This is a genomic window from Herminiimonas contaminans (assembly GCF_015645465.1).
GTDB lineage: Bacteria > Pseudomonadota > Gammaproteobacteria > Burkholderiales > Burkholderiaceae_D > Oxalicibacterium > Oxalicibacterium contaminans.
Genome location: NZ_JADOEL010000014.1, coordinates 37,813 through 55,194, shown reverse-complemented (window position 1 = coordinate 55,194; position 17,382 = coordinate 37,813). Strand labels below are relative to the sequence as shown.

The 17,382-nt window shown below is 55.0% G+C and carries 14 protein-coding genes; 4 read left to right on the top strand and 10 right to left on the bottom strand.

Annotated elements, in window-relative coordinates:
* Positions 1-12: 12 nt before the first annotated feature.
* The 8 genes from IXC47_RS15205 to IXC47_RS15170 all read right to left on the bottom strand — a co-directional run bounded on the left by IXC47_RS15205 (position 13) and on the right by IXC47_RS15170 (position 12,456).
* Positions 13-447 (bottom strand): response regulator, encoded by a 435-nt coding sequence (locus IXC47_RS15205; RefSeq protein ID WP_175626275.1) that lies wholly within the window; start codon positions 445-447, stop codon positions 13-15.
* Between the two features lie 58 nt (positions 448-505).
* Complete coding sequence (locus IXC47_RS15200) at positions 506-1,138, bottom strand: response regulator (protein ID WP_124574916.1); 633 nt, start codon at positions 1,136-1,138, stop codon at positions 506-508.
* Positions 1,139-1,173: 35 nt separating this feature from the next.
* The gene (locus IXC47_RS15195) at positions 1,174-2,289 is read right to left on the bottom strand and encodes a sigma-54 interaction domain-containing protein (protein ID WP_175626276.1); all 1,116 of its coding nucleotides are present in this window, start codon (positions 2,287-2,289) and stop codon (positions 1,174-1,176) included.
* A gap of 170 nt (positions 2,290-2,459) precedes the next feature.
* On the bottom strand, positions 2,460-3,572 hold the full coding sequence (locus tag IXC47_RS15190) for a YbdK family carboxylate-amine ligase (RefSeq protein WP_175626277.1): 1,113 nt from the start codon (positions 3,570-3,572) through the stop codon (positions 2,460-2,462).
* Positions 3,573-3,589: 17 nt separating this feature from the next.
* Complete coding sequence (locus IXC47_RS15185) at positions 3,590-4,792, bottom strand: cation:proton antiporter (protein WP_175626278.1); 1,203 nt, start codon at positions 4,790-4,792, stop codon at positions 3,590-3,592.
* A gap of 404 nt (positions 4,793-5,196) precedes the next feature.
* A complete protein-coding gene (locus IXC47_RS15180; RefSeq protein WP_195876176.1) occupies positions 5,197-6,567 on the bottom strand; it encodes an NAD(P)/FAD-dependent oxidoreductase in 1,371 nt (456 codons plus the stop codon).
* A gap of 152 nt (positions 6,568-6,719) precedes the next feature.
* On the bottom strand, positions 6,720-10,667 hold the full coding sequence (locus IXC47_RS15175; RefSeq protein ID WP_230089590.1) for a translocation/assembly module TamB domain-containing protein: 3,948 nt from the start codon (positions 10,665-10,667) through the stop codon (positions 6,720-6,722).
* A complete protein-coding gene (locus IXC47_RS15170; protein WP_195876175.1) occupies positions 10,657-12,456 on the bottom strand; it encodes an autotransporter assembly complex protein TamA in 1,800 nt (599 codons plus the stop codon). Before IXC47_RS15170 ends, IXC47_RS15175 begins: the two co-directional genes overlap by 11 nt.
* A gap of 204 nt (positions 12,457-12,660) precedes the next feature.
* Between IXC47_RS15170 and IXC47_RS15165 the strand changes: the two genes are divergently transcribed.
* Entirely contained in the window at positions 12,661-13,503 is an 843-nt protein-coding gene (locus tag IXC47_RS15165; RefSeq protein WP_195876174.1) for a class I SAM-dependent methyltransferase, read from the top strand.
* On the opposite strand, the gene IXC47_RS15160 is transcribed toward IXC47_RS15165, so the two are convergent.
* Positions 13,504-14,319 carry a c-type cytochrome gene (locus IXC47_RS15160; protein ID WP_195876173.1) on the bottom strand — a complete coding sequence of 272 codons (816 nt, stop codon included), beginning with the start codon at positions 14,317-14,319 and terminating at the stop codon, positions 13,504-13,506.
* Positions 14,320-14,392: 73 nt separating this feature from the next.
* Between IXC47_RS15160 and IXC47_RS15155 the strand changes: the two genes are divergently transcribed.
* A complete protein-coding gene (locus IXC47_RS15155) occupies positions 14,393-14,692 on the top strand; it encodes a GIY-YIG nuclease family protein (RefSeq protein WP_195876172.1) in 300 nt (99 codons plus the stop codon).
* A 16-nt stretch (positions 14,693-14,708) separates the two neighbouring features.
* Entirely contained in the window at positions 14,709-15,302 is a 594-nt protein-coding gene (locus tag IXC47_RS15150; protein ID WP_195876171.1) for a DUF938 domain-containing protein, read from the top strand.
* Between the two features lie 10 nt (positions 15,303-15,312).
* Here IXC47_RS15150 and IXC47_RS15145 read toward each other — a convergent pair whose 3' ends face one another.
* The gene (locus IXC47_RS15145; RefSeq protein ID WP_195876170.1) at positions 15,313-16,047 is read right to left on the bottom strand and encodes a YbaY family lipoprotein; all 735 of its coding nucleotides are present in this window, start codon (positions 16,045-16,047) and stop codon (positions 15,313-15,315) included.
* Positions 16,048-16,252: 205 nt separating this feature from the next.
* Between IXC47_RS15145 and IXC47_RS15140 the strand changes: the two genes are divergently transcribed.
* Entirely contained in the window at positions 16,253-17,341 is a 1,089-nt protein-coding gene (locus tag IXC47_RS15140; RefSeq protein ID WP_175626286.1) for a lipid A deacylase LpxR family protein, read from the top strand.
* Positions 17,342-17,382 lie beyond the last annotated feature (41 nt).

Genomic DNA, 17,382 nt, shown 5'->3' with positions numbered 1-17,382 from the left:
GAGGGCAGGTGTTTAGCCGCGGGCGTTGTATTCCAGGTTGGCAGAGCTCAGGCTCTTGACCAATTCAAACAATTGCGGAAACTCGGACGTCTTGTCGAAGAAGTGGTTGACGCCGTATTGACGACCGACGCGGCGGAACACTTCGGTGGCATTGTTGCTGCATATGATTTTCAAGGCATTCACTGCTTTGGCTTTTTCGGAAATCTGGCGCAGCAGGTTGATGCCATTGCCTTTTTTCAGCTGGATATCAACGATCAGCACATCGCAGGGCAGTGCGTTCAACTGATTCAGTGCATCGCCTTCCGACTCCGACACACCAGCTACCACTACGCCGGGGATCATCGCCAGGTTCTCTATCATCAGTTCACGGACGTCCAGAGAATCTTCTACGAGGAAGACCCGTAAGGGCTGGCTCACTGTGTTTTCAAAAGTCGTCGCTTGAGTCATATTTCAACCACGGTTAAGAATTTCGATTGCTGTACTTGCCTTGCTACTTCCGGCTGCATCAATCAATCAGGTTTTGCTTGATTGCGTAATAAATGATGCCGGCGTTATTTTCCATATTCATCTTCTGCAATACGCGTGCCCGATAGGTGCTGACTGTTTTCACGCTCAGGCACAGTTCTTCCGCTATCTTGGTCACGCCATGCCCCTGACACAGCTTGTAGAAAATTTCATACTCGCGTTTCGACAGGGTTTCGTGCAATGGCTTTTCGGTACTGGTATCGAGTTCTGTCGTCAGTAATTCGGCAACGGTATGGCTGATGTATTTGTGGCCGCGCAGTATGGTCTGGATCGCGTTCACCAACTCTTCAGCCAGTGCTTCTTTCTGTACATAACCGCTGGCACCGCTGCGCAGGATCTGGACCGCATAGCGGCTTTCCGGATGCATGCTCAGGATCAGTACCGGCAGGTCCGGTTTCTCACGCTTGATCTGTTTCAGTACTTCGACACCACTTTTGTCCGGCATATTGATGTCGAGCAGCACGATGTCCCAATCCTGGGAGCGAACCAGGCGTATGGCTTCCTGTGCAGTAGCAGCTTCACCTTCGATTTTCATGTCCGGCACCTGGGCAATGAAATATTGCACACCGGCTCGTACTACTGCGTGATCATCGACTACAAGAATTTTTATCATTATGGTTATGCGCGTTTAACTGACTACCTGGCCGATTATTGATTCCGGCTTTGTGCGCCATAGGGGCGCACGTGCGGTATGACATCGCCCAGGAACAGCTTGGCCTGGTATTCATTCAAACGATTGTAAAGGGTTTTCAGGCTCACACCTAACACCTCGGCGGTCAGAGTCTTATTGCCGCCACAGTGACCCAAAGTGGCATAAATCAGGCGTTGCTCGGCATCCGCCAGCTTGCTGCCCAGCTGTACGGTGACGCAATCGCCGATCTGCTCACTGACCATGGTTTTGTTCGGATTGACCAGCGGTAACAACTCCAGCTCGTGGTCTGCCATGATGTAGGCGCGGTGCACGACGTTTTTCAATTCGCGTACATTGCCGGGCCAGCTGTATTCATTCAACAGACGCCACGACGCTTTGGAAAAGACGCGGTCGCGACCGTCTTCCTCATTCAGCTGATGCAGGAACAGGCTGGCCAGCAGGCGGATATCTTCGCTGCGCTCACGCAACGGCGGCAGATCCAGCGGGAACACTGCCAGGCGATAAAAGAGATCGCTACGCAGGATGCCGCTCTTCATGGCTTCCAGCGGATCGCGGTTGGTCGCCGCGATAACGCGGACTTTGACTTCGGTTTCTTCTTCTGCGCCGATACGGCAGAAGCGGCTGCTCTCGAGTACGCGCAGCAGTTTGACTTGCATATCGAGCGACATTTCCGTCACTTCATCGAGGAACAGGGTGCCGCCGTTCGCACGTTCGAAACAACCCTTTTGCATGCGGATTGCACCGGTAAAGCTGCCGCGTTCATGGCCAAACAATTCGGCTTCGATCAATTGTGGAGAGACGGCACTACAGTTCAAGGCGACGAAAGGTTGGTCCTGTTCGCGGCTCAGTTGATGAATGGCCTGTGCGACCAATTCCTTGCCGGTGCCGCTTTCGCCTGCGATCAGGACGTTGGCAGTGGTCGGCGCCACTTTGCCTATCATTTGGAATAACTGCTGCATGGGTGCGGACGCGCCATACAGGTCGCCGCAACGCGCCAGCTGGCTGAGCGTATGGGTGTGGGAGCTATTCTGGGCTTGCAATACGGCCATGTCATGAAGGCTGGAAATCGATATATCTGTGACTTCAGCGCTACCATTCAATCCGTTCGACATTCACTTCTCCTCTGTTAGGCAGCTACGACTTTTACAGAGTGAATTGTGAAGTAGTTGATAACATTGCAGAATCGGTGGTTTTCCGATTCTGCTGTGGGAAAGCGCTTACATGTGCAAGCAGCAGAGGGAGATTGGGGAGATTTGCTGTGCAGTGCAGCAAGGAAACATGCCTAGCGGGCCATCCACACCGCACTTTGTTGACGCACGACATCGCTTAGCGAACCCGATTTCTCGTAGCAAGCGCGCAGCCAGTCGGCGTCGGACTGACCTGCCTGTATGCGCTGGCGCAACAACTCTATCGCTTCGGTGGTACCTAGCTCCTGGGCAATATCGGCCAGCATATCGAAGGTTTGCAGTATGTCTTCCTTGATCGAAGTCTGGGTGCCGTTGATCGGATTGATGATGGCACCGTTGAAGCCGAAGCGGCAGGCCTGGAAGCGATTGTAGGAATAGGTCAGGTAAGTGTCTTGCGCCGGCTTCAGTTCCTGTTGCGCAAAGAAGAACTTGCTCAGCGTCTGTGCGTAACCTGCCAGTGCGACCGCCACTTCTATCGACAGCGGGGTATCGCAGACACGGATCTCTACCGTGCCGTATTCCGGCTTGGGCCGGATGTCCCAGTAAAAGTCTTTCATGCTGGCCACGATGCCGAGGCTGGACATCTTGTCGAAGTAGGCATTGAACGCATCCCAGTCGGTGACGAAAGGCATGTAGCCACTCAGCGGGAAAGCATTGATGCTGGTCAGGCGCGAGGACTGGAAGGTGGTATCCACACCCTGGTAAAACGGTGATGATGCCGACAGTGTGATGAAGTGTGGAATGTAGCGCGCCAGCATATGTGCCAGGCGTATCGCTTCATCACCGGTGGCACAACCTATGTGTATGTGCTGGCCGTACACGGTGAACTGTTTCGCGAGGTAGCCATACAACTCGGACACCAGGCGATAGCGATCAGTCGGATAAATGCGCTGGTCTTCCCAGTGCTGGAACGGATGCGCACCACCACCGGCGAGGCCGAGGTTGAGCTTGTCGGCAGCGCTCACCAGCAAGGTACGCATGGCGGTCAACTCGGCCAGCATTTCCTTGTGATCGGTATGCACGGAAGTGGCGATCTCGATCATGCTCTCGGTGATTTCCGGTTTGATGTCATAGCCGTGATCGGTCTTGTCGATAATGACGAGCAAATCGCTGGAGCCGCGTGTGAGGTTGTAGTCGCGGCGGTTGACGATTTGCAGTTCGAGTTCCACGCCCATCGTCAACGGAGTCGAATTATTGAATTCCAGCATAGGGTTTCCTTGTTTGCTTATTGCTTGGCTTCACCGGATGCAACGAGTGCATAGCGGGTGCAGACCGGGCCTATGATTTCCAGGATGACGAGTATCGATACGACCAGTGCCGCGAGTTGCGAACCGAACTGCGGATAGTAGCCGACTGCATGCTGCACCATGATGATGTTGAAGCCGGACAGCGGCATCAGGCCTATGCCCAGCAACGCACCTTTGCGCAGGGTTACGCCGTTGATACGTGCCATGGCGGTGGTGGTGGTCATCGCGATTGCGAGGCGCAGTGCGATGAAGGCCAGCACTGCCGGCCACAAGGTCAACAGGTGGGACAGTTCCAGCTTGGCACCGGCAAAGACAAACAGCGCGACATAGAACAAACCGCTGAACTGGCTCAGGTCAGGCTCAACAATCGCGTGGCGTGCATCGTAGCTGCGGCTGGCGATACCAAACACCAGCAGTGCGATTAGCGCCGACAAATTGAACATGACGGAGATACCGACTGTGGCGGCGATCAGCGCCAGCACCAGTATCAGCTGCGCCTGGCTATCACGACCCAGCCATTGACCTATCCATACCAGCAGGCGGCTGATGATCCAGCCAAGTGCAGCGGAGCCCAGCAACAGGTAGAGCGGGTGCAGGATGTAGCTTTGCCAACCTGCCGCGTATTCAACGTGTACCGCTGCCAGCCCCATAGAAAAGATAATGAAAGCCAGTGCATTACCGATCACGACGATGTTGAGCATGCGCTCGGTCAATTGTCCTTCAGCTTTGACTTCACGTACCACGTTCAGGATCACGGCAGGTGAGGTCGCCATGCCGAGTGCGGCGACCATGCTGGCGACCAGTTTGCTGACGCCGAATTGCGTCAGCAGCAGGAACAGTGCGAAGAAGGTAACCAGACTCAGCAAGACGCCGGTAATCAGCAAGCCGCGTTCACGCAGCAACCACTTATAGTCGACCCGGCGGCCGAGTTCAAACAATACCAGTCCCAGTGCGAGGTCGACCATGATGCTGATTTCTTCCAGCATGGCGGCGTCGATCAGATTCAGTACCGATGGACCTATCAATAAACCTGTCAGCACGTAGCAGCTGATAGCAGGTATTTGCGGAAAGAAACGGCGCAGCAAATGCGAGCCGAGGATACCGACGATGAGGATCAGGCCGGTGGCGGTCAGCACATTCAGAGCGTGCGGCATGGACGGAAAAAAACTATGTGATGTCATGTTGTTCCCGGCAATTTAAAGTAAGTGTCCACGCAAGATCAGACGACTTGTGTAGCAGGACGCCTTGTCTATTCCGCAGACAGTACAGCGGCGACCATGTGTTGGGTCGAGCAACTTTACTCACAGATTGTTTTGGATGTTACTGCCTGCACTCACTGCAGGTGTCATCCGGTTTGTTGTGTCGTGATACTAAGGACACATTAGCGAATAAGACTGTTAGGTTCTTAACGGAGATACCGTTTTATTAATTTGACTGCCGAAAGTGTAGCAGCAGTTTTAGCAAAAGGCCGTATACATTTTTCTGCGATGCATATTACGAAATACGCCGCATGCCCGATACACAGGCAGCGGCGCATTATAGTGCAATTACTTTTTTTCTACACCTGCACGCGATTAAGGTGTGTTTAGTGCAATTTTACGCGTGGTGAAGTTTTGCGCCTTAACCAATGTGCCATGGTATCAGCGCAAGTGCGTATCACACCGTGCAATGCAACCAGATGCATGCGATACAGCGAGATGTACAGCAGGCGCGCGAGCACACCTTCAATAAACATCGCACGGCCGAGCAAAGGCCCCATCAGGTTACCGACCGCATCGAAGCGACCGAGTGATACCAATGAACCAAGATCGCGATACTGGAACAGCGGCAACTCTTCATTGTCGAGGCGTTTCTTGATGGCATGGAACAGGAAGCTGGCCTGTTGATGTGCCGCCTGTGCACGTGGAGGCACCGTGCTATTTTTCTCCGGCCAGGGGCATGCAGCGCAATCACCGAAAGCAAAAATATTCGGATCGATTTCGGTCTGCAGGCTTTGTGTCACTACCACCTGACCGAGGCGATTCACCGGCAAGCCGAGTTCGCTGAGTATCTGCGGCGCGCGTATGCCTGCTGCCCATACTGTCAGGTCGGCTGGCACACTGTCGCCGTTCGCGAGCATGACTGCATGCTCCTGAACTTCGGAAACCTTGGCATCGATGAGGACATCGATTTCCATGTGGTTGAGCAATTCGGTGGTCTTGCTCGACACACGTTCCGGCAATGCAGACAAGATGCGCGGTGCCGCTTCTATCACGCTGATGCGGATATCGCGGTGCGGATCGAGGTGATGCAAGCCATAGGCACCGAGTATCTCTGCCGTGTTGCGCAGCTCGGCCGACAATTCGACACCGGTAGCACCACCACCGATGATCGCGATGTTGAGCTTGCTTTGAGCCTGGTCGGCACGTACGCACAGTCCTATCATGCGACGCCGGAAGTGCTCGGCCTGGTGCATGGTGTCTATCGAGATCGCATTCTTTTCTGCGCCTGGCACATTAAAGAAGTTGGTCACACTGCCGATCGACAAGACCAGCGTGTCGTAAGGAATCTCACGGCGTGGCAATAACTCGACGCCATCGTCGTCGTTCAGGCTGCCTATCGTAATGGTCTGGCGTGCCCGATCCAGCCCTTGCAGTTCACCCGGTTGATAGACGAAGCGGTGCCAGCGGGCTTGTGCCGCATATTCGAGCTGGTGTGAGTTTGCATCCATGCTGCCCGCTGCTACTTCATGCAGCAGAGGCTTCCAGATGTGGGTGGATGAACGGTCGACCAGTACGACACTGATGCGTCCGCTTTTGACGAGCTTGTCACCGAGCGCGGTGGCCAATTCAAGGCCACCGGCACCACCGCCGACGATGACGATGCGATGTACTGCCGCAGCGTTGTCGGTCAAGGTTTGTGATTCAGTGTTGGTCTGGCTACTCTGGTTTACATCTCCATCAAGATCGTTAGACATAGCTACTCTCCAATTGTTGAAAATCGTGAGCGGCGGGACGATCAGCCCCGCGATGCATGCCTTTCCTGGAAACGGCGGGTGTTCAGCACGGTTTCAACAGGAAAACATGCGCAATAGCGTTGTTATATCAGTTTCAGGCTGATTGTGCATAGTCAGTCGAAGGCAAAGTTGTAGAACACAGATAGCGCGCTACTGGTACCGGCTTCGCCTTCCAGTGTAATGCGTGGTGTCAGCGTATAGCGTAGCAACAGGACGCTGCCGACGGTATCCAGGCTTTGCTTGAAGCTGAGGTAGAGGCGCGACGAGATACGTTTGCCGAGGGTGATAATGCGATCCTGCAGGTCAGTGCCGCCTTTGCCTATGCTGACGTCGTCAAAGCCGAAAGCGCTGGCGATTTGCGACTGCAAACCAGCCGCTGCAGTACCGGACAGCAGTGAAGTGGCGGCACTTTGCAGTGCATCGCGGTCTGCATCGCCGGTACCGGACAAGCCGCGACCCAAGACCAGCCACGACAGTTTTTCCGCATCGCTGACAGTCGGTTCCGACACCAGCGTGATGCGTGGGGCGAGGGCAGTGCCGCGTATTGATACACCAGCTTCCACTTCCTGCCCGCGGCGCATGGCACGGATATCGAGTGCCGGATTATTCAGCGGGCCACTGAACAGGACCGAACCTTGCTCGATTTTCAATTCACGTTGATAGGCTTTGAAAGTACCTGATGAGACACGCAACGTGCCCACTGCGCGCAAGGTATCACCGGCATTCGCTTGCAAGCGTACCTGGCCGACCAGCGTCGCATCCAGTCCGCGGCCTTGCAGTTTGATGCCGTCGCCCAGGCTGATGCTGACGTCGAGTGCGATGGCTGTCTTCTTGCTGGTATCTTCGCCCTGGCCGACTATGATGACGTCGTCCGATAGCTCCGGCGTGCCGGACACACCGATATCAACCAGGCCGGAGTTGACTTCAAACTGTCCGTTCGCTTTGGCGACACCTGCCTGCCAGCCGACCACACTGTCGCCGCTGATGACCAGTTTGCGGTCGCTGCGGTCTATCAATTTATAACGCGTTACTTTGACTTTCAGTTCCAGTGCCAGTTGCTCACGCAGCAAACTGATAGGGCCGGAGATCAGCAGGTCGCCATCGTTCTTGAAACTGAGTTGGGTAATCATCAGCTGATCGGTCTGGAAGCTGCTGCGCAATACGCCTTGTTTCAGGTCTATGCCGGTGTCGGTAAACAACAGACGTAAACCATCTGCATTGACCGGCCCTTGCAGGCGCGGTTTGGCGAAACTGCCATCGAGTACGACGTCGGCTTGCAGATTGCCTTCCATCACCAGTGATGGCGAAATCAGCGGACCCAGCCAGGCAAGGGTAGGCGTATTCATCTTGAGCTTGCCTGACAGCGGTGCATTCGGTGCAATCGAGAAGCGTCCGTCGCCGCCTATGGTTGTTGCCAGCTGTCCTTCGATGCGACCGGTACGTTTGCCGTCAGCCAGCAGCTGTGCTGTGAGCTGACCTTTGTTGGCAGTGGCGTTCACTTCGAATGCGTTCAGGCCCAGTGCGGTCGATGCGCTACCGTGTATCGCGATATCACCGCTTTCACGGCGGATGCTGAGATTGCCATCGAGTTTGTCGGCCATCACCAGATTCCATTCGCCGCCTAAGGTGAGGTCACCGGTTGCGATAGGTGCCTGGTTCAGTAAATGCAGAATCTCACCCGGCCGCACACGTTTAAAGTTACCGCGTGTGCTGATGCTGCGTTCGGTGCGCAGGAATTGCTCGACCTGGATGCTGGCGTTGTTGGCGTTAATTTTGAACTGATCCAGTTGCACCTGCTTTTGCGAAATCAGCAAAGGCGCAGGTGCTTCCAGTTTGGCATTGAAACGTCCGGTGGTATCGAGGACGTTGATATTGCCTTCCCAGCGCGCCGCGCGGGCCAGGTTTTTCAAGCCGCCTGCTGCGCTGAACTTCCATTTTTGTTCACGCTCGTCGAGACTGCTGCTCAGTGTGTGTTGCGCCGTTGTGCCGCTGACCTTGAGATCAAAGGTGTTGGCGCGCAGCTGTCCGCTGAGATTATCTGCATGGACGAGGATGGAGAGTGGTGCATGGTCTTGTGCTGCGAACTGCGCTTGCGCATCCAGTTTGGCGAATTGCTGTCCACTGGACTGCACCGCTGTGGCATTCGTATTTAGCGTGAGATTGCTGAGCAGGAAAGCGTTGTCATTCAGGTTCAGTGTCAGGTCGGCTTTGCCCACTACAGTGCCGATGCGGGTCTGGCCGGGTACGCGTACCTGATTGCCTTTCCAGTCGGCGATGATGCGCGGTTGCTGCAACTTGCCGCGTACTTCGCCGTTGACTTGCAGCTCACCGACGAATTCCGATCCCAGCTGCGCCAATGCCGGTGCTTGCAGATCGAAGCTCAGGCGCGAGTTGTTTTCATCCAGCCTGCCGTTGGCGGTCAGGCGGTTTTTGCCTGCGATCAGCAGCAGCTTGGGGATGTTCAGCGTTTGCGCGCGCAAATGCACTTCGCCTTCACCGCTCAAAGGATTGCCTGCCAGCTGGCTGTCATGGATGCGGAAGCTGAGATCACTTTCCAGATGCGGCAGACGTGCGCCGCTGACGGAGAAGTTGCCGTTCAGGTTCAGCGTCGGCAATTGTGCGAAGTCACCGAGCACGCGCGGATTGAATTGACGGATAACGCCTTTCGCACTGTAAGCCTGCTTACCGCTGAAAGCGATATGTGCGCTGGCATCAATCGCGCTGGCATCGGCGCGCAGTTCCAGCTTGTCTACCGTCAATGCTTCATCCGCGATGACGCCGTGCGCGTTCAGGCTGAGCCTGCTTTTCTTTAATGGTTCGGTGGCAGCCAGCGTGATGACTTGCTTGCCTTCGCTATGTGCGATATCCAGCTTGATCGCCAGTTTGGTGGCACGCATGCGCTGATCCAGTTTCTTCAGGTCCAGCGCGTCGGTCTTCAGTGTGATGTTCAATGCGCCATCGGCATATTTACCATGGCCGTTGATGCTGCCCGCAGGGCGTTGCGTGCTGCCGAGCTTGATGACCAGCGGATCCAGCAGGAAGGCTTCCTCCTTTTGTGCGAAGCTGAGCGACAGATCTGTCAGCGGTATGCGACCTTCATCATAGGTACCGGCGGCAGCGTTGTTGATGCTCAGTGTGCCGGTACCGTTTTCAGTGGCATGCAGTTGCAGATTGATATTGGTCTTCGGTAAGTCCTTGCCGAGTTCGTTCAGGTTGAGTGCTGTTGCCGTCAGGTCGGCTGCGCCCAGCATGCTATCGGAAAACGGTTTGGCGACGACCTTGCCCTTGATGATGGCTTTGTTTACTTGTGCATCGATAGTGCTCACGATTTCGGCCAGCGAACCATCCAGGTCTATGCGTGCATTGGCACCCAGATGCTGTTCGTCGAGCATGGCTTCGGTGCTGCTGACCAGACTCGCCTGCAGCGGGTAGGGCTTGGTCGTCGACAGCGAAGCATGACCGTTGATTTTGCCGCTGTAGCTATTGTTGCCGGACGAAGAGCGTGCGGCCAGTTGATCGAGATCGAGCAGATAGCGCTTGCCATCGAAATCCAGCTTGACGGCGAACGCGCCCAGTGTCACTACATCGAGCGGCCCCCAGGCCACGCTACCGCCATTGACTTGCAGCTGGTCTACCTTGAGTTTGACGGGCAGGCTGATGCTATCCGGCAGAGTGGACGGTTCCTTGCTTTGGTCGATTTTGCTGATGATGCCCAGCTTGCCGATTTGCAGCAGCGGGATGTGTACCTTCCCGGCCAGCAAGGCTGAAAGCTGCGTTTCAAGCAGCACATCGTCCAGTGTGATGGTTTGATTTTCCAGCTTGATGTTGAGCTGTTTGATTTGCAGCGGGCCGCTCAGTTGACCGCTGACCTCGCGACTCTGCACCATGCCGCCGCTTAATTTGTCGACCAGGCCGAGGGCAAACTGCGCACCGCTTTCGCTTTTCAGCAGCCAGCCACCCGCCGCCAGCACGACAATGACGACCGCAAGCAAACAGAACAGCCAGACGCGTAATCTGTGCTTGCGTGGCGGAGCGGAAGTTTTTTGATCGTCAGAAGCCATAACCGATAGAGAAGTGTAGACGCAGGTCTTTCGTGTCGTGACCGTAAGCGAGATCGAGGTTGACCGGGCCGATAGGGCTGCGCCAGCGCGCACCTACGCCGCTACCTTGCGCGAGGCGGAAACCTTTCCATGAGTCGGCCGCGTTACCGGCATCGGTAAATACAGCGGCACCCCATTCCGGCGTGACGCTGTAAATTACTTCCGCACTCACTACTGCGCTGACGGTACCGCCGACGATCGCACCATCTTGTGCGACGCCCAATGTGTTGTAGCCATAGCCGCGTACCGTCTGGTCACCACCAGTGCGGAACAGCAAATCACTAGGCACGGTGTCGGAATTGGCACCGAATACCTGACCGACCTGACCGCGCAGCACAGCCTGGAAGCGACCATAGCTGGGTGAGAGCCAGGTGGCGCGGCCTACTGTGCGTACCAGTCCTTTTTTGTTGACCACGCCACCCGGGCCGACGCCCAGTTCGATCGAAGCGTAGTAACCACGTGTCGGTGAAATCAGATTGTTCACGCGACGCATGGTGTAGGTGTAGGACGCGATCAGTGCTTCACGGTTATTGCTGTAGACATTACCGATGCGCTGGCGATCCGTGAGGAAGGCGACGCCGACTATGCTTTCATTGCGTTTGTCCGGGCTGATCAGGCGTGCGCCGGTACGGAATTTATCGTTCGCCTCGCCTGAGCTGTTGGTGTATTCATAGTTGGCACCGACGCTGGGACGCCAGTCGTTTTCCAAAGTCGGCAGGTAGACATCGCCACCCAGCAGGCGGTTGTCACGATCGGCGCGCAGCTGGGATTCCAGACGCCAGTCCTTGCCGAGGAAGTGACGGTCGGTCCATTTCATTTGCGCACGTGCGCCATTGTCGGTGGAGAAGCCCAGACCCAGCGACAAACGACGGCGTTCATTCTCTGTCAGGTCGAGCTTGATCGGTACGTTATGCGGATGCGCGGGATTGACTTCGATAGTGGCAAAGGCTGAGCGGAAATAGCCTGTGTCTTGTACCCGTGCCTGCAGCTCGTTGAGTTTTTCCTGTGAATAGCGCTCACCTGGTTTGATCGGGTTGAGTTTTTCCACCATGGTGCGTGAGTAGCGATTCAGGCCGACGATCTCGAGTTCGCCGAAGGTAAAGGCTGGGCCGGAGTTGACTTGCACTATCAGTGCTGCGGTGTGTGTCGTCGGATCGATGCGCGCTTCGCTATGGGACACAGCGGCGGCTGGATAATCACGGTTGAGCATGGCTTTGAGCAAATCGCCCTTGGCGCTGTCCCATGCACTTTGACGAAAGGTGGAGCCTATTTTCAGACCCCAGTTTTCGCGTAGCTGTTCGATGCGGCGCGGATTCTTTTGCTCAATGTCACCGCTGAAGCTAATGTTGACCGACTCGATTTTGGTTGCCGGACCCGGTTCTATATTGAGGTGCGCCACCCATGGTGTGCTTTGCTGGTCCAGCGTCGCGTTCACGACAGGAGCGAAGTAGCCTTCGGTCGCCAGCAGTGAGCGCACCTGGGTCGGGGCGACCGCGACCAGTCTCTGCACTTCTTCTTCGTTGATGTCTTCGGACTTGCTGCGTTTGACGACGTCCAGATGTTCGTTAAGCAGCGAGGTGTAACTATCCGCACCGCTGATGGAGACAGTGTAGGAAGGGGCGGCTACGCTGGTGAAAGGCAGGCACAGCGCAATCAGTAAGGAGCAAAGCAGGAGCCGCCACGCTGAAAGTTTGTTAAGGGTAACTCTTGGCACGTTGTTGGTAATGATGGGTAATTGGAAAAGCGGCATGACAAGACAAGCATGTCGATTTTGCAAATTCGCTGACAGCCACGAGTTGCCCAATCTTATCAGTATTATCAGTATTTGCCCGGCGTATGGTCGTTTTGACAGCGGAAAAGGCATGGATCACCTGCATGTATCCGGTCTATGCTTGCCGCACAGAGGCAAAATCCCTATAGTGGGCGCACCCCACGATTCACGGAAATCCGCCAGATGAGCAACACCCACGAAATACGTCCCGGCCAGTCGATAGAGCTACTGAAAGAGTTACACATCCTGACACGTGACGGCAAGCTGAATCAGGATAGCCGCCGCAAGCTGAAGCAGGTTTATCACTTGTATCAGTTTATTGAGCCGCTGCTGCAGGAAATCCAGAATGATCATCCAGATATTACGCTGGCTGATCATGGTGCCGGTAAATCCTACCTCGGCTTCATCCTTTATGATTTGTTCTTTAAGGAACGCAAGGACAATTCACGCATTTACGGCATAGAAACACGCGACGAGCTGGTGCAGAAGTCAGAAGCACTGGCCAAAAAGCTGGAATTCCCTGGCATGTCCTTCCTCAATCTGTCAGTGGCGGAATCGATCACCTCGGATTTGTTGCCGGAGAAGATAGATGTGGTCACCGCACTGCATGCCTGCAATACCGCAACGGACGATGCGATTCATTTTGCCTTGAAGAAGCAGGCCAAGTTCATCGTGCTGGTACCGTGCTGCCAGGCAGAGGTCGCCTCAGTCCTGAAGAAGAACAAGGGCAAGACGCTGGCGAAAAGCGCACTGACTGAAATCTGGCGTCATCCTTTGCACACACGCGAATTCGGTAGCCAGGTTACCAATGTGCTGCGTTGTTTGCAGCTGGAAGCACATGGCTATCAGGTCAATGTGACAGAGCTGGTGGGCTGGGAGCATTCGATGAAGAATGAATTGATCATCGCCAGCTATAAGGGCTTGCCACGTCGACGTCCAACCGAACGTTTGCACGAAGTATTGCAGACGCTGGGACTGGAAGAGATGCAGCCGCGTTTCTTTACCGATGCAACGCCTGATAACTAATCACTTCTGCAGTGCCATCTGGCGCAGGTAGGCCAGTAAATCATCCATCTGTGATTCACTCATGACGCTGTCGGCGAAGCCCGGCATCGTCATGCCTGGCCAGCTGCGCACCGCTGCCGGATCGCGCAGATATTTTCTCAGGTAGGCTTCGTTAAAGTATTCAGTCGGATTGGCCGGACGGTTCAGGTCCGGGCCGACTGCTGCATCGCCGCCACCATTAACCTGATGACAGCTGGCGCATTGCGTCGCATAGATTTGCATGCCGCGATAGGCGGCGCTGTCAGCTGCGGTGTGTGGTTTGATTTGCGGGTAGCGGCTGTGCAGTGGCGTGACATCGCTGATGCTGGCGATCTGGTACGGCCATTGTTCTTGCGTGATCTGACTTTTCTCCGGTGCCAGCCAGACCAGGTAAAAAGGTCCGGCGCTGGGGCCGCCTGCCTTTAATGCCGGCCACGGTGCTTGCGGTACTTCTATTGCCAGCCATGCTTCGGACTCACCCAGAAACGACGAGACTGGAATATTCGCGACGAAGCCATCGCTGGCTTTGAACTGCAGGGTATCGATCTTGCTGATGTCGCGCAGTATCGCCAGTAAAGGCAAGGCGCGATATTCCATCGCACGTTTATAGCTTACATCGGCCGGGATTTTGATGGTGCGTATTGCCGGGTGCTTCAGTAAATCGGTGAGAGCCAGGGTTTGCTGCTGGCTGCCGACGCGCAGCTGCAGCCTGGCATCCTGGGCATGTGCCGGAAGCAAGTGGGCGCTTAGCAGCAATACGCTGATGAAGACGGAACGGAAGAAGGCAGGTGCTCGCATAGTGCTGCCAGTATAACCATACAGCGTGTGATACGAATCGCTGTGCCGGTGAAAGCTCTTTATACTAGCGCGCATGACATGGTTTCTTTATCTCCTCGAATGCAGGAACGGCAGCATCTATACCGGTATTGCCGTCGATGTACACGCGCGTTACAAGGCGCATGCGAGCGGCAAGGGTGCACGCTACACGCGTTCTAATCCGCCGCGACGTTTGCTGGCGGTGCTGGAGTATCCGGATCGTTCGACGGCTTCCAAGGCTGAATATGCAATGAAGCGTCTGAGCGCTGCCCAGAAGCGCAGCTTGTGCCTGCAGCGCGATGCGCTATGGACTATTTCCCTGGCTGACCATATAGCCCGGCTATCAACTGATTAATCGTAAGAAGAACGCCATGAGCAAACAATTTTCCAGTGCCAGTGAACGTAATCGTGAACCGATACTGGCAGTATTAAGCAGCGAGCTCGCGAGCAGCAAGACCGTGTTGGAGGTCGGTAGCGGTACGGGCCAGCATGCGGTTTTCTTTGCTGCGCACATGCCGCATCTGATTTGGCAAACCAGTGACTTGCCGCAGAACCATTCGAGCATAGCCGCATGGATGCAGGAAGCGGATTTACCGAATGTGTTGTCACCGCTGGTGCTGGATATGGAGCAGCCGGATTGGCCGGTGCAGACTTATGATGCGGCGTTCACTGCTAACACGTGTCACATCATGGCCTGGCATCAGGTACAGAATATGTTCAAGGGGATTGCACAGCGCCTGAACCCGGGCGGCAAGTTCTGTGTGTATGGACCATTCAATTACGATGGAAAATTTACCAGCGCCGGGAATGCGCAATTCGATGCATCACTCAGGGCGCAGGCTGTGCATATGGGCATACGCGATAGTGAAGCGGTCAACGCTTTAGCAAAGGAGCAGGGTTTGCAGTTGCACGCAGATCACGCGATGCCAGCCAATAATCGCTTACTGGTCTGGCAGCGCGTTTGATGGAGTTGACTTATTTGCCTTTGGCTTGCGGTGAAGGAGCCGTGGCAGGAGGTGGTGGCAGTGGATCTGTTTTGCAGCCTTTGTAGCTGACGCCATTCATTTCAAACAACGCTTCGTTACCTTTGTTCCAGAAGGTAGTGGAGCCGTCCGAGTAGCGAGCACCGGAACCCGAGATCACATGTGGCAGGGTGATGGTGCGGCCCGCCAACATGATTTCTACCTTGTCGTTGTTCGGGAATTTGGCGATGAATTCCAGGTCATCACACTTGAATGCAGCGATATTGCTCTTCGGTGCATTTGCAGCGACCGGATTGCCGACACGTTGCACCATGATGCTGATCGGTTTTTCCGCTTCGTTGAAATTGACCGGATAAGCTTCAGTCGATGTCCACATCAGTTCATCCCGGTTATCCAGAATCACTGCACGTACGTTGTAGCGATGACGCAAGTCGATAGCCGACGGGATGTAGCGCAAATCAAACTGAATAGGAACCTGGCCGCTAGGACGCAAGGTTTGCTGTGCGACGAAGATGGCGCTGGCGTCGGCACGGCTGACGTCTTCCAGGCTGACGACTATCTTGGCATCAGGTGGCAGCGCAATGCGTTCACGATAAATGACAGAGCCGCTGATGCGACCGGATAAATTGGGTTTGCTCTCGGTTTTGTACCATTTGGCACAACCGCTCGCGGCCACGGTCAGTGCCAGCAATGTGAGGATGGTACGCAGAGTGTGTAATTTTTTCATGTTGGTTTCCTGAAAATGACATGCGATGAGGAAGTGTAGCGCCTGCCATCGCAAAGTCCAGTGTTGCTTACGCCAGCCTGACAGCTTGACGCATGCAGGCACGGCAAGTAGTCTTTGTTATCCTGTCAGGCAGGTGATGATGGACAGCATGATTCAATCTGCGTTCCCGTTGGCACGCGTTAAACACTACCTCCGCTATTAATTAATGCATACAGACTGTCATTCCCGTCCGCGTTTTCCCCATTTGTTAGTTGCTGCACTTTTCGCTTTCTCTTCCGGCGCGGTGTGGGCTGACGAAGAAGTCTGTAGCTCCAAGCCCGGCGTCAGGGCGTTGAAAAATTACCCTGATGTGTACAACTTCTATTACGAAAACGATTTGTTTGCCGGTACGGATAATAACTACACCAGCGGCGCCAAGTTTTCCTGGATCTCGGCCAACCTCGAGGATTACATCAACGATCCTTGCTTGCCGAAATGGGTGCGCCAACTGAATCGGGTTTCAGAATGGGTGCAACCGGGTGTATTTGATTCACGCAATATGGTGATCAGTCTGGGCCAGGAGATGTACACGCCGACCGATAAGACACGGAGTGACCTGATTACCAATGACCGGCCGTATGCAGGCTGGCTCTACCTCGGCCTGGCCTACAACGCACGTAACGATACGGACATGGAAGTGACCGAGATCGATATCGGTATGGTCGGCCCGGCTTCGCTGGCACGCCAGTCACAAAACTTCATCCACCGCATACGCGGCATCGATCGCTTCAACGGTTGGGACAACCAGCTCAATAATGAACTGGGCATACAGTTCGTGAAGGAACGAAAAACCAAGTTCTTCAACTGGTCGCGTTCAGGCTGGCCGAAGATGGATGCGATCAGCCATTACGGTTTTGCGCTGGGTAATGTAAATACTTATCTGAATGGCGGGCTGGAAGTGCGTATAGGTAGTTTCCTGCCCAACGATTTTGGTACTGCGCCTATCCGTCCGGCCAGTGACAGCAATGCGCCGCTGCCAGCCAATGCCTCACGCCGGATGGCAGATGGCGGTGTACATTTCTTCGCGTCGGTAGATGGTCGTGCAGTCGCCCGCAATATCTTCCTCGATGGGAATACCTTCTCCGACAGCCACAGTATTTCGAAACGCTATTTCGTTGGTGACGTCGCGGCCGGTGTGGCCTGGCAATGGGTAGGGGGCAAGATCACTTATGCGCAGTATTTGCGCAGCAAGGAATTCCGCGGTCAGGACAAGGCGCAAAGCTACGGCTCGATTACGCTTAGCCTCGAATACTGACACTCAGGATGGAACGTCATGCACAGGCATGCTGTGCATGA

What these genes read in the sequence shown, in the direction of transcription:
- IXC47_RS15200 (WP_124574916.1), bottom strand. Translation starts at nt 1,138, where the DNA reads ATGATAAAAATTCTTGTAGTCGATGATCACGCAGTAGTACGAGCCGGT.
- IXC47_RS15165 (WP_195876174.1), top strand. Translation starts at nt 12,661, where the DNA reads ATGAGCAACACCCACGAAATACGTCCCGGCCAGTCGATAGAGCTACTG.
- IXC47_RS15195 (WP_175626276.1), bottom strand. Translation starts at nt 2,289, where the DNA reads ATGTCGAACGGATTGAATGGTAGCGCTGAAGTCACAGATATATCGATT.
- IXC47_RS15145 (WP_195876170.1), bottom strand. Translation starts at nt 16,047, where the DNA reads ATGAAAAAATTACACACTCTGCGTACCATCCTCACATTGCTGGCACTG.
- IXC47_RS15180 (WP_195876176.1), bottom strand. Translation starts at nt 6,567, where the DNA reads ATGTCTAACGATCTTGATGGAGATGTAAACCAGAGTAGCCAGACCAAC.
- IXC47_RS15170 (WP_195876175.1), bottom strand. Translation starts at nt 12,456, where the DNA reads ATGCCGCTTTTCCAATTACCCATCATTACCAACAACGTGCCAAGAGTT.
- IXC47_RS15140 (WP_175626286.1), top strand. Translation starts at nt 16,253, where the DNA reads ATGCATACAGACTGTCATTCCCGTCCGCGTTTTCCCCATTTGTTAGTT.
- IXC47_RS15175 (WP_230089590.1), bottom strand. Translation starts at nt 10,667, where the DNA reads ATGGCTTCTGACGATCAAAAAACTTCCGCTCCGCCACGCAAGCACAGA.
- IXC47_RS15205 (WP_175626275.1), bottom strand. Translation starts at nt 447, where the DNA reads ATGACTCAAGCGACGACTTTTGAAAACACAGTGAGCCAGCCCTTACGG.
- IXC47_RS15150 (WP_195876171.1), top strand. Translation starts at nt 14,709, where the DNA reads ATGAGCAAACAATTTTCCAGTGCCAGTGAACGTAATCGTGAACCGATA.
- IXC47_RS15185 (WP_175626278.1), bottom strand. Translation starts at nt 4,792, where the DNA reads ATGACATCACATAGTTTTTTTCCGTCCATGCCGCACGCTCTGAATGTG.
- IXC47_RS15155 (WP_195876172.1), top strand. Translation starts at nt 14,393, where the DNA reads ATGACATGGTTTCTTTATCTCCTCGAATGCAGGAACGGCAGCATCTAT.
- IXC47_RS15160 (WP_195876173.1), bottom strand. Translation starts at nt 14,319, where the DNA reads ATGCGAGCACCTGCCTTCTTCCGTTCCGTCTTCATCAGCGTATTGCTG.
- IXC47_RS15190 (WP_175626277.1), bottom strand. Translation starts at nt 3,572, where the DNA reads ATGCTGGAATTCAATAATTCGACTCCGTTGACGATGGGCGTGGAACTC.